The organism is Streptomyces sp. NBC_01298, from assembly GCF_035978755.1.
Lineage (GTDB): Bacteria > Actinomycetota > Actinomycetes > Streptomycetales > Streptomycetaceae > Streptomyces.
Genome location: NZ_CP108414.1, coordinates 3194364 through 3205889, shown reverse-complemented (window position 1 = coordinate 3205889; position 11526 = coordinate 3194364). Strand labels below are relative to the sequence as shown.

The window sequence follows — 11526 nt, the reverse complement described above, 5'->3', positions numbered from 1 at the left end:
GCGCGGGGGAGAGGATGGGAGGCGGGGCGCCGGTCGTGCCGGGGCCCGTCGGATCCTGCCGGAGGTGCCTCATGGAAGCAGCCCACACCCACGCCCACGCCCACTCCCACGCCCACGCCCACGGCCTCGTGCCGCCCGGCCCGCTCGTCGGCGGGAGCTGGCTCGCGGAGCGGCTCGGGACGCCCGGACTCGTCGTCTTCGACGCCTCCGTCGGGGCGCACCGCGACACGGACCGGCGGATTCCGGGAGCCCGCCCCTTCGACCTCGACGGCGCGCTGTCCGACCACACCGCCGCCGCCCCGCACACCATGCCCGGCCCCGCCGCCTTCGCCGAGGCGATGCGTGCCCTCGGCGTCGACGACACCAGCACGGTCGTCGCGTACGACGGCGCCGGGATCTACTCCAGCGCCCGCGCCTGGTGGATGCTGCGCGCCACGGGCTTCGACCGGGTGGCCGTCCTCGACGGCGGGCTGCCCGCGTGGCTCGCCGCCGGGCGGCCGGTGGAGCGGCGCCGACCGGGTTACGAGGGCCCGCGCGGCTCCTTCACGGCCCGGCCCCGCGCCGGGCTGCTGGTGGACGCCGCCACCGTCTCGGCGGCCCTGGCCGACCCGGCCGCCGCGGTGCTCGACGCCCGGACCCGCGAGCGCTTCGCCGGCGCCGCCCCCGAACCCCGCCCGGGCCTGCGCGGCGGCCACATGCCGGGCGCGGTCAGCCTCCCCTTCGGCGAACTCCAGCGCCCCGACGGCCTGATGCGCCCCGCCGCGGAACTCCGTACGGCCTTCGCGGCGGCGGTGGGCGAGCGGGAACGGCTGTACTTCAGCTGCGGATCGGGCGTCACCGCCTGCGTGCTCGCCCTCGGCGCGGAACTCGCCGGGTACCAGGACCTCGCCGTGTACGACGGCTCCTGGAGCGAATGGGGCGTGCCGTCCCCGGACAGGCCCGTCGTGGCGGGTAGGTGAGGCGGGTAGGTGAGGCGGGTAGGTGAGGCGGGGAGTTGAGGCGGGGGGTAACCCCACCCCGGATCCGGGGACGTGCACCATGCCCCCGCGGCGGCCGCGCGGGCACGATCGACACCATGACCACGAAGACGCGCCCGCGCGGCACCGACAAGGCCAAGGCCACCGCCACCTACACCGCCGCGGCCCTCGCCGCCGGGCTGCTGCTCACGGGCTGCTCCTTCTCCCTCGTTTCGCGCGGGGGCGACGAGAAGACGGCGAGCGCCGATGCCACGGTCGCGGAGGCCGTCACGACGGTCGACGTCTCGGACGCCGGCAGCGGATCCATCGAGGTGGTCGCCGGAACCGGCCCGGGCGTCACCGTCCGCCGCACCGTCCACTACCGCGGCGACACCGTGCCCGAGCCCGCCCAGCGGATCTCCGGCGGCGTCCTGACCCTCACGAACGGCAACTGCTCCGGCCGCTGCTCCGTCGACTACCGGCTGGAGGTGCCGGCCTCCGCGACCGTCCGCGCCGGGAGCTCCAGTGGCAGCGTCACCGTGGCGGGCGTGGCCGCCGCCGACGTCACGACCTCCTCCGGCTCGGTCCGGGCCGACCGGATCGCCGGCCCGCTGAAGGTCCGTACCTCCTCGGGCTCGATCGCCGCCGAGGGGCTCGCCGGGCCGGGCGCGGACGCCCGTTCCGAGTCCGGAGACGTCCGCCTGGCCTTCGCGAAGGCGCCGGCCTCGGTCGCCGTGAAGACCGGCTCGGGCGACGCCAAGGTGAAGGTCCCCTCGGCTCCGTACGCCCTCGACGTCTCCACCAGCTCCGGCGACCGCGAGATCACCGTCCCGGGGGACCCGTCCGCGACCGCCAGGCTGGCCGTACGGACCTCGTCGGGCGACATCGTCATCTCGGCGGCCTGAGCCGCGCCCCGCCCCGGTGCCCGAGCGGGTCAGCCGAGCACGGCGGTCACATCGCGGCGGGCCGGCTCCGACAGCAGGGGGGACCACCGGGTGAACAGTTCGAGCAGACCGGCGCCGTTGCGTTCGCGGAAGGACGCGTTCACCTTGGCCAGGTCCAGCTCGTTGGCCGCCGTGAGTTCGGCGAAGTCGCGGCGCTGCCGAGGGGACGGAACGAACTCCTCGCCCGTGAACCGGTCCCGGAAGACCGCCGACGCTTCGTCCGGTGCGGAGAGGCCGGGGTAGGAGGCCTCGCGGTCGCAGCTCGCGTAGAAGTAGACGAGCTCCTCGGCCTCCGTGCCGATCGCCTCGGTGAGGCGGGCCCGTTCGGAGAGGTCCAGGAGTATCAGGGGCAGTCCGTCGGTGCCGTAGAAGGCGTGGCACAGTGCCGCGGTGCGGAGCGCCGGCCGACCGCCCCAGGCGGCGACCAGTGCCTCGACGCGCAGCAGGTGGGTCAGGAGCGTCCCGCCCGAGTGCTTGGTGGTCTCCGCCCCCACCTCCTTGAGCAGGGCGATCGCCGGTGAATCGGTGGGTGCGTGCTTGTCGTCGCTGGGCGTCATGCGCCCATCATGACGAGGCATCCGGGTCCGGCGCCCGGCGCGATCGCCATGCGGACATCCGGCGGGCGACGAGTGTTCGCCCCCGGCGAACGGCACTTGGGGAACATCGGGAGGCGCCCGTGCATTGAGTCGGCATAGCTCAACTTCACTGCCGGAGGGAACATCATGGCTTCGACGTCCGTAACGCTCACCCTGCCCGTGCTGCCGCTCGACGACGAGGTCGTGCTGCCCGGGATGGTCGTCCCGCTGGACCTGTCCGACGCCGAGGTGCGGGGCGCCGTCGAGGCGGCCCAGGCCGCCGCCGGGGACGGCAAGCCGAAGGTGCTGCTCGTGCCCCGGGTCGACGGGAAGTACGCCGGCACCGGGGTGCTCGGGACCGTGGAGCAGGTGGGGCGGCTGTCCGACGGGGATCCCGGGGCGCTGATCCGGGGCCGCGGCCGGATCCGCATCGGGGCCGGGACGACCGGCCCCGGGGCCGCGCTCTGGGTCGAGGGCGAGACGGTGGACGAGGTCGTCCCCGATCCGCTGCCCGGGGCCGTGGCCGAGCTGGTCAAGGAGTACAAGGCGCTCGCCACGACCTGGCTCAAGAAGCGCGGGGCCTGGCAGGTCGTGGACCGGGTGCAGCAGATCGAGGGGGTCGGGGCCCTCGCGGACAACTCCGGGTACTCCCCGTTCCTGACCGTCGAGCAGAAGGTGGAGCTGCTGGAGACGGCCGACCCGATCGCGCGGCTGAAGCTCGCGGTCAAGGCCCTCAGCGACCACCTCGCCGAGCAGGACGTCGCCGAGTCCATCGCCAAGGACGTCCAGGACGGCGTCGACAAGGTCCAGCGCGAGTTCCTGCTCAAGCGGCAGCTCGACGCCGTGCGCAAGGAACTGCGCGAGCTCAGCGGGGAGCAGGAGGGCGAGGAGTCCGACGACTACCGGGCCCGCGTCGAGGCCGCCGACCTGCCCGAGAAGGTGCGGGAAGCCGCCCTCAAGGAGGTCGACAAGCTGGAGCGCTCCAGCGACCAGTCCCCGGAGGGGTCCTGGATCCGCACCTGGCTGGACACCGTGCTCGAACTGCCCTGGAACGAGCGGACCGAGGACGAGTACGACATCCGGGGAGCCCGCGCCGTCCTGGACGCGGAGCACGCCGGGCTGAGCGACGTGAAGGACCGGATCACCGAGTACCTGGCGGTGCGCAAGCGCCGCTCCGAGCGCGGGATGGGCGTCGTCGGCGGGCGCAGGGGCGGGGCCGTGCTGGCGCTCGTAGGCCCTCCCGGCGTCGGAAAGACCTCCCTCGGGGAGTCGGTGGCCCACGCCATGGGGCGCAAGTTCGTCCGCGTGGCCCTCGGCGGAGTCCGCGACGAGGCCGAGATCCGCGGGCACCGGCGTACGTACGTGGGCGCGCTGCCCGGCCGGATCGTACGGGCGATCAAGGAAGCCGGGTCCATGAACCCGGTCGTCCTGCTCGACGAGATCGACAAGGTCGGCTCCGACTTCCGGGGCGACCCGGCCGCGGCGCTGCTCGAAGTCCTCGACCCGGCCCAGAACCACACCTTCCGGGACCACTACCTGGAGGTGGAGCTGGACCTGAGCGACGTGGTGTTCCTCGCCACGGCGAACGTGCTGGAGTCCATCCCCGAAGCCCTCGCCGACCGCATGGAACTGGTCCGCCTCGACGGCTACACCGAGGACGAGAAAGTCGTCATCGCCCGCGACCACCTGCTGCCCCGCCAGCTGGAGCGCGCCGGCCTGGCCGCGGAGGAAGTGGTCCTGGAGGAGGACGCGCTGCGCAAGCTGGCGGGCGAGTACACCCGTGAGGCGGGCGTGCGCACCCTGGAGCGTTCCCTCGCCCGGCTGCTGCGCAAGGTGGCCTCCCAGCACGAGCTGGGGGAGCGGGAGCTGCCCCTGCGGATCGGCGCCGACGACCTGCGGGCCCTCATCGGGCGGCCGCACCACGTGCCGGAGTCCGCGCAGGATCCGGCCGAGCGGCGCACCGCGGTACCGGGCGTGGCCACCGGCCTCGCCGTGACCGGGGCGGGCGGTGACGTCCTGTTCGTCGAGGCCTCGCTGGCCGATCCCGAGACGGGCGCGGCCGGGCTCACGCTGACGGGCCAGCTCGGAGACGTGATGAAGGAGTCGGCGCAGATCGCGCTCAGCTTCCTGCGCTCCCACGGCGCCGAGCTGGAACTCCCGGTCGCCGACCTGAAGGACCGGGGCGTGCACATCCACTTCCCGGCGGGCGCGGTGCCCAAGGACGGCCCGAGCGCGGGCATCACGATGACGACGGCGCTGGCCTCGCTGCTGTCGGGCCGGCAGGTCCGCACGGACGTGGCCATGACCGGGGAGGTCTCGCTGACCGGGCGGGTCCTGCCGATCGGCGGGGTCAAGCAGAAGCTGCTGGCCGCGCACCGGGCCGGGCTGACCACCGTCATCATCCCGAAGCGGAACGAGGCCGACCTGGACGACGTTCCCGCGGAGGTGCTGGCGGGGCTGTCGGTCCACCCGGTGACGGACGTACGGCAGGTCCTGGAGCTGGCCCTGGCCGCGGACGGGGTCCCGGTGGTCGCGGCGGCCTGATCCGGGCACGGGGCGTCCGGCCGCCGGTCGCCGCCGGCCCGGCCGCGCCCCACCGGGCATCCGGGCGGGCCGGTGGCCCGGGGTTTCCCGCTCCGGCGGGGCCCCGGGCCCCCGGCGTACCCGCTGCGAAATACTGGTGGCCCACCCCACCAGCGAAGGAGCCGTCCGTGCACGGGACCGAAGACCAGGAGTTCCTTGCCCTGGAGCGGGAGCTGTCCGTCTTCCTCCGACGGGCCCGCGCCTCCTCCGGAGAGATGGCGCGCGAGCTGCACCCGGAGCTGGAACCGGCCGCCTACGGGCTCCTCGTGCGGCTGGAAGCCGCCGGACGGCAGCGGGCGACCGAGCTCGCCGCGTACTTCGGGGTCGGCAAGGCCACGATGAGCCGGCAGCTGCGGGCCCTGGAGGTGCTGGGCCTGCTGGCCCGCGAACCGGACCCGGCGGACGGGCGGGCCTTCCTGGTCGGGCTCACGGAGGAGGGCCGGGAGCGCTTCCTGCGCGTCCGGGGTGCCCGGCGCGAGCAGTACATGCGCAAGCTCGCGGACTGGGACCGCGGCGAAGTGGCGGAACTGGCGCGGCTGCTGAACCAGTTGAACGCGGGCGCGGAGTAGCCCCCGGGGGGGCGGGACAACCGAGCCCCCCAGCGCTCAGGACACCCGAGCCCCCCAGCGCTCAGGACACCCGAGCCCCCCAGCGCTCAGGACACCCGAGCCCCCCAGCGCTCAGGACACCCGAGCCCCCCAGCGGCCGGGACACCCGAGCCCCCCAGCGGCCCGGACACCCCCTACAGCTCCGCGTAAGCCGCCGACGCGTCGTCGTGGCGCTTTTCGCGGCGGTGCGCCCGGCCCGGGTCCGATTCCAGCGTGCGGACCCGGTCGATCAGGGACTGCGCGCCTTCCTTGCGCAGCACCGCCAGGCATGCGGCCCAGTCGCCCTCCCCGAAGGTGTCCGTCCACCGGCTGGCGCCGTCGGTGAGCGCCGCCACCGCCCGGACCTGGGCGCGCGGCGTCCGCCCGGTCACCGCCCGGGCGGCCACCTCCGGGTCCGCGGCGGCGGTGAAGAAGCCGCCCTCCGCGTTGCGCAGCGTGTCGGCGGAGGCCTCCGTACGCAGCAGCTCGCGCGGGATCCGGTCCAGCCGGTCGTCGAGGACCGCGCGCACCTCGCCGCCGGGCGCCTCGAGGAGGAGCACGGAGTCCGAGAGCACCAGGTGTTCGACGCGGGAGGCGTCCCAGCGGACCACGACCACCGTGGCCTGCGGGGTCCGGACGTGAGAAAGGTCACAGGTGTCGCGATGGGCGTCCGCGGTGACGCGGATGGCCTCCGCCAGGACGCGGTCGAGGGGCATGTCCCGGCGCGATCCGGACAGTTCGGTCAATCGGCCGCCCAGCCGGGCCGCGAACCACGGCACTCCGTGCGTGCATCCGACCTCCCCCGGCGGCGGGGTGACCCCGTCGAGGGCGACCAGGACTCCGCCGCCCGAGGCGGGGATCGCGGCCGACAGCCAGTCCTCGTTGGGGCGTTCCGGATTGCCGGGGGCGGAGGAGAGATCGATGCGCATGCGGACATTCTGCCCGGGCGGAGCTCCGTGGGGGCGGGAAGGGCCGGGGAAGGTACGGACCAAAGCGGCGGGAGTGGAGGGAGAGCGGACTTCCGGGTTCCGCGGGGCGCCCCTCGGTGATGTGGGCGGGCATCCTGCCAAAAGCCGCATCGATCTTTCAACCACCCGTCCACGGCCGGGCCCTGACAGCCGATCGCCGAGTTGGTCGCCAACTCCTCCGTGCTGTTCACTCCTTCGTGTGGCCGGGCGGGCGATGTGCGGCCCCCTTCCCAACTCACTGCGAGGGTCTGAGGCGGTACGGCGGTGGACGCGCGCAAGCAGCGCGTACCGCGTGACACGTACGGGCATCAGACAACGAGCACGAGCAGCACACGTAAACAGGATTGCGAGCACCGGTGCAGAAGAAGCGGCCTCGGAAGAACGGCACCGTCGCGAACGGCACCGCACCCGACGGCACCGCACCCGACCGACGAGCCCCCGGCGGCCCGGTCGCCGCGGCCGCTCCCACCGGGCGCCGCGTCCGCGTGCGCAGCAGGCTGGTCATCGGGGTCGCCGTGGCCGGGCTCGCCGTGCTCGTGGCGGGAGCGCCCGCCGTCCTGTCCGCCTCCGCGGACCTGAAGGACTCCCAGCAGCTGGTCACCCTCGCCGACCGGAGCCGGCAGACCCTCACCCTCGCCCACCTGCTCGGGGACGAGCGCGACGCCGTCACCGCGTACGTGGCCAAGGGCCGCCCCGGCGGCCCCCGGGGCAAGCAGGCCGCCGCGGTCCAGGACCGCGCCTCGGGCACCGACCGCCAGCTCGCCGAGGTACAGGCCGACGCCGACGAGGAACTCGCCGAGGCCCTCGGCCGGATCGCGGCCGTCCGCACCGAGGCCATCGAGGGCAGGGACAGCGCCCTCACCGCCCACCAGGCCTACTCCGGGGTCATCGCCGAGCTCCTCGCTCCGGGCGAGCGGCTCACCGAGCTGACCCCGCCGCGCGCCACCGACGCCCTCGTCACCACCCGCCCGCTGGCCGCCCTCGGCCTGGCCGCGGAGCAGGCCTCCGCCACCCGCGGACTGCTGCTGGCCGCACTGTCCGTGCCCGGTGGCGACCGGCAGCCGGGCGCCGCCTTCGTGGACGAACTCGCCGCCGCCGCCCAGCGGGCGCGGGTACGGGAGCAGGGCGCGCTCGACGACTTCGCGCGGGCCGCGCGTCCCGACGTGCGCCAGAGCCTCACCGCCACCGTCACCGGACCCGAGGTCAAGACGGCCGACGACTACCTCAAGCGGCTCACCGACCGGCCGACCCTTTCCCCCGCCGACCGCAAGCTCGACCCCGGCGCCGTCGGATCGGCCCTCACCGCCCGCGTCGACCGGATGCGCTCGGTCGAGGCCACCCTCGCCGGCCAGCGCGCCACCGCGCTCGCCGCGCTGCGCGACGACGACGTGACCGCGCTGGAGGTCATGGTCGCCTTCCTCGGCGTGCTGTTCCTCGTCACCCTCGGCATCTCCACCGCGATCGCGCGCTCCCTCACCCGCCCGCTGTCGGTCCTGCGGCGCGGCGCGGCCCGGCTGGCCACCCCGGAGGGCTCGGTGGAACCGGTCCGGTTCACGGGCCGCAACGACGAGTTCGCCGAAGTGGTGCGCCACCTCAACGGGGTGCGCGACCAGACGGTCTCCCTGCACACCCGGATCGCCGGCCTCGACGCCGACCGTCGCCGCCTCATCGGCCGCAACGAGGCGCTCTCGACCGGCCGGGAAGCACTGGAGGGAGAGCTCGCGCAGCTGCGGGCGGGGCTGGAAGAGCACCGCCGCATCATGTCGACGACGTCCGTGTCGCTCTCCCTGCGGACCCTGGGGCTCGTCGAGCGCCAACTCGCCGTCATCGAGGAGCTGGAGTCCGAGGAGCCGGATCCGGACCGCCTCTCCACCCTCTTCAAGCTCGACCACCTGGCGACCGTGATGCGCCGCCACAACGAGAACCTGCTCGTCCTCGCCGGCCAGGAGCACGGCCACGGCCAGGGTGCGGCGGTGCCGCTGGTCGACGTCATGCGGGCGGCGGTCAGCGAGATCGAGCGCTACGAGCGCGTCGACCTCGGCGCGCTGCCCTCGTACACGCAGGTCGCCGGGCACGCCGCCGACGACATCTCGCACGTACTGGCGGAGCTGCTGGAGAACGCGACGACCTTCTCGCCGCCGGACGCCAAGGTGAAGGTGTCCGGCTGGCTGCTGGACTCCGGTGACGTGGTGCTCTCCGTCGTCGACGAGGGCATCGGGATCACCGGTGACCGGCTGGCCACCCTGAACGAGCGGCTGGCCACGCCCGAGGCGTACGACGAGGAGCCCGAGTCCGAACACGGCCTGGGCCTCGGCCTCTACGTGGCGGGCCGGCTCGCGGCCCGGCACGGGGTGAGCGCGGAGCTGCGCGTCCAGCGGCACGGCGGCACGGAGGCCCTGGTCGTCGTACCGGCGGCGCTGCTGCCCGCCACCCCGCCGGCGTCCCCGGTCCACGCCATGGGCGCACCGGGCGCACCCGCGCTGCGGCTGCCCGGGGTGATCGCGGAGGCCAACGAGAACACCCTCCCCTCACGCCTACGGGGCCCTGCCGCGCCCGCCCCCGAAAGCCCGGCGGAGCCGGAGGCCCCGGCCCGGCCGGAGCCCGTCTTCGAGGCGGAGCCGGCCCAGGAGGCGTTCGAGGAAGCGGCCCCCGAGGCTGAGGCGGAAGCGGCCCCGGAAGCGGGAGCGTTCGCGGAGCCTGAGTTCGATGCGGAGCCTGAGTTCCAGGCGGAGCCGGAGTTCGATGCGGAGCCGGAGGCCCCGGCCCCCGCCGCCTTCCCCGAGCCGGAGCCCGCGCACGGCGCCGCGAACGACACCGCGGACGCGGACGACACCCTCGCGGAGCCGCCCGCCCGGGTGGCGCCGGAGCCCGCTCCGGCGGCGTTCGCGCCCCCGGCCGGGCAGTTGCCGCCCACGGAGCGGGTGTTCCGGGTTCCGGCGCCGGTCGAGGTGCCGGACGAGCAGGTGTTCCGCGTACGGCCGCAGGCCCAGGCTGGTGCCGAGGCGCCCGGGGACGTACCCGCCGAGCAGGTGTTCCGCGTACCGCCGCAGGCCGAGGCGCCCACCGGGCAACCGCTCCGGGACCAGGCCGCCGCCGGGACGGCCGCCCCGCAGGGGACCGAGCCGCCGGAGGTCCTCACCGACAAGGGGCTGCCCAAGCGGAGCCCCCGCACGGTGGCCACCGGGCGCGGGGACGAGGTGCGTCCGGCGCCGGGCCGGGTGGACGCCGACGAGCTGCGCCGCCGTCTCGGCGGGTTCTACCGGGGAGCCCAGGACGGGCGCCGCGTCGTGGAGGCCGAGCTCGCGCAGGACTCCCGCCAGGACCCGCCACAGGACCCGCCGCACGACCAGGGGCAGACCGACCGGGGGGACACCGCACAGGAGGCACGCACATGAACGCGTCCAGTACGTACGGACTGAGCTCCCAGGCCCGCAACCTTCAGTGGCTGCTGACCGACCTCGTCGAGGAGGTGCCCGGGGTCAACTCGGTGGCCGTCGTGTCCTCGGACGGGCTCCTCCTGCTGTCCTCCGATCCGGTGGCGCCCGACACGCCGAATCCGTCCCCCGCCGCACCCGCCCGCCCAGCGGGCCCCCGCGGCGCGTCCGCCGATCTCGCGACCATCGTCTCCGGCCTCGGCTCGCTCACCACGGGCGCCGCCGCCCTGATGGACGGCGGCTCGGTCAAGCAGACGATGGTGGCCATGGAGCACGGTTCCGTGTTCGTCATGGCCATCAGCGACGGCTCGCTCCTCGGCGTGCACGCCACGCCGGACTGCGACATGAGCGTCGTCGCGTACCACATGGCCTTGTTCGTGGGCCGCGCCGGCCACGTCCTGACCCCCGAAGTCCGCAGTGAGCTGCGCCAGTCGATGGAGAACACCCCGTGAGGAGTCCGGCCTCCGACCGGCTGCCGATACGCGGCGCCGACCGCCGCCCCGCCCGTGTACGCCCCTACTCCCTGACGGGCGGCCGCACCCGCTTCACGCAGGTCCTGCACGTCGAGACCTTCGTCGCGGCCCTGGACACCAAGGTGTCCGAGCCGCGCAAGCCCGACCGGATGCCGGAGATGCCGGCGATCGTCGAGGTCTGCCGCCGCATGCGGACGATCGCCGAGATCGCCGCCCTGCTGAAGCTGCCGCTCGGCGTGGTCCGCGTCCTGGTCAGCGACCTCGCCGACCAGGGCAGGATCCGTGTCTACGGGACCGGGCACGGCAATGGCCGTCCCGACCGCGCTCTGCTCGAAAGGGTGCTCAGTGGGCTCCGCCGTCTCTGAAACCGGTCTCTTCTCCACCCACCCGGCCGCGGATCGGGACACCGATCCGGACGAGCCCGCACAGCCCTGGCAGTACGACCGCTCGCGCGCGCCCGTCGCCGTGAAGGTGCTGGTGGCGGGTGGTTTCGGGGTGGGCAAGACCACGTTCGTCGGTTCCGTCTCCGAGATCCGGCCGCTGCGCACCGAAGCGGTGATGACCGAGGCCGCCGCACCGACCGACGACCTGTCCGCCACTCCGGACAAGCACACCACCACCGTCGCCATGGACTTCGGGCGCGTCACGCTCGACGACGACCTCGTCCTGTACGTGTACGGGACCCCCGGCCAGGAACGCTTCTGGTTCATGTGGGACGACCTGGTGCGCGGCGCCGTCGGCGGGATCGTCCTCGCCGACACGCGGCGGCTGCGCGACTGCTTCCCGGCGCTCGACTACTTCGAGAGCTGCGGGCTGCCGTACGCCGTGGCGGTCAACCACTTCGAGGGCACGCGTTCGTACGAACCGGAGGACGTGCGGGAGGCGCTGACCATACCGGCGCACGTACCCGTCGTGATCATGGACGCGCGGCGCCGGGTGACGGTCCTGGAATCCCTGATGACGCTCGTGGGCCACGCCCTCGACTCGACCCCCGAATAGAGAACGT

Annotated in this window: 10 protein-coding genes; 8 read left to right on the top strand and 2 right to left on the bottom strand. The window is 74.4% G+C overall.

Annotation, left to right across the window (positions count from 1 at the left end):
- Positions 1–71 precede the first annotated feature (71 nt).
- A complete protein-coding gene (locus OG730_RS14180) occupies positions 72–959 on the top strand; it encodes a sulfurtransferase (RefSeq protein ID WP_327304582.1) in 888 nt (295 codons plus the stop codon).
- 116 nt (positions 960–1075) lie between these two features.
- A complete protein-coding gene (locus OG730_RS14175; RefSeq protein WP_327304581.1) occupies positions 1076–1861 on the top strand; it encodes a DUF4097 family beta strand repeat-containing protein in 786 nt (261 codons plus the stop codon).
- Between the two features lie 29 nt (positions 1862–1890).
- Here OG730_RS14175 and OG730_RS14170 read toward each other — a convergent pair whose 3' ends face one another.
- Positions 1891–2457, bottom strand: coding sequence for a DUF6817 domain-containing protein (locus OG730_RS14170; RefSeq protein WP_327304580.1), 567 nt, complete (start codon positions 2455–2457; stop codon positions 1891–1893).
- Positions 2458–2622: 165 nt separating this feature from the next.
- Between OG730_RS14170 and lon the strand changes: the two genes are divergently transcribed.
- The gene (lon, locus tag OG730_RS14165) at positions 2623–5019 is read left to right on the top strand and encodes an endopeptidase La (protein WP_327304579.1); all 2397 of its coding nucleotides are present in this window, start codon (positions 2623–2625) and stop codon (positions 5017–5019) included.
- Positions 5020–5186: 167 nt separating this feature from the next.
- The gene (locus tag OG730_RS14160) at positions 5187–5627 is read left to right on the top strand and encodes a MarR family winged helix-turn-helix transcriptional regulator (RefSeq protein WP_327304578.1); all 441 of its coding nucleotides are present in this window, start codon (positions 5187–5189) and stop codon (positions 5625–5627) included.
- Positions 5628–5800: 173 nt separating this feature from the next.
- On the opposite strand, the gene OG730_RS14155 is transcribed toward OG730_RS14160, so the two are convergent.
- The gene (locus OG730_RS14155; RefSeq protein WP_327304577.1) at positions 5801–6574 is read right to left on the bottom strand and encodes a protein phosphatase 2C domain-containing protein; all 774 of its coding nucleotides are present in this window, start codon (positions 6572–6574) and stop codon (positions 5801–5803) included.
- Positions 6575–6969: 395 nt separating this feature from the next.
- Here OG730_RS14155 and OG730_RS14150 point away from each other — a divergent pair, with 395 nt between their 5' ends.
- The 4 genes from OG730_RS14150 to OG730_RS14135 are packed head-to-tail and all read left to right on the top strand — an operon-like array spanning position 6970 to position 11519.
- On the top strand, positions 6970–10008 hold the full coding sequence (locus tag OG730_RS14150; protein ID WP_327304576.1) for a sensor histidine kinase: 3039 nt from the start codon (positions 6970–6972) through the stop codon (positions 10006–10008).
- Positions 10005–10499: a roadblock/LC7 domain-containing protein gene (locus tag OG730_RS14145; protein ID WP_327304575.1), complete on the top strand. Its 495-nt coding sequence runs from the start codon at positions 10005–10007 to the stop codon at positions 10497–10499. The genes OG730_RS14150 and OG730_RS14145 overlap by 4 nt, the downstream gene beginning before the upstream one ends.
- Entirely contained in the window at positions 10496–10885 is a 390-nt protein-coding gene (locus OG730_RS14140) for a DUF742 domain-containing protein (protein ID WP_327304574.1), read from the top strand. Before OG730_RS14145 ends, OG730_RS14140 begins: the two co-directional genes overlap by 4 nt.
- On the top strand, positions 10866–11519 hold the full coding sequence (locus tag OG730_RS14135; RefSeq protein WP_327304573.1) for a GTP-binding protein: 654 nt from the start codon (positions 10866–10868) through the stop codon (positions 11517–11519). The genes OG730_RS14140 and OG730_RS14135 overlap by 20 nt, the downstream gene beginning before the upstream one ends.
- Positions 11520–11526: the final 7 nt, after the last annotated feature.

What these genes read in the sequence shown, in the direction of transcription:
- OG730_RS14180 (WP_327304582.1), top strand. Translation starts at nt 72, where the DNA reads ATGGAAGCAGCCCACACCCACGCCCACGCCCACTCCCACGCCCACGCC.
- OG730_RS14175 (WP_327304581.1), top strand. Translation starts at nt 1,076, where the DNA reads ATGACCACGAAGACGCGCCCGCGCGGCACCGACAAGGCCAAGGCCACC.
- OG730_RS14170 (WP_327304580.1), bottom strand. Translation starts at nt 2,457, where the DNA reads ATGACGCCCAGCGACGACAAGCACGCACCCACCGATTCACCGGCGATC.
- lon (WP_327304579.1), top strand. Translation starts at nt 2,623, where the DNA reads ATGGCTTCGACGTCCGTAACGCTCACCCTGCCCGTGCTGCCGCTCGAC.
- OG730_RS14155 (WP_327304577.1), bottom strand. Translation starts at nt 6,574, where the DNA reads ATGCGCATCGATCTCTCCTCCGCCCCCGGCAATCCGGAACGCCCCAAC.
- OG730_RS14145 (WP_327304575.1), top strand. Translation starts at nt 10,005, where the DNA reads ATGAACGCGTCCAGTACGTACGGACTGAGCTCCCAGGCCCGCAACCTT.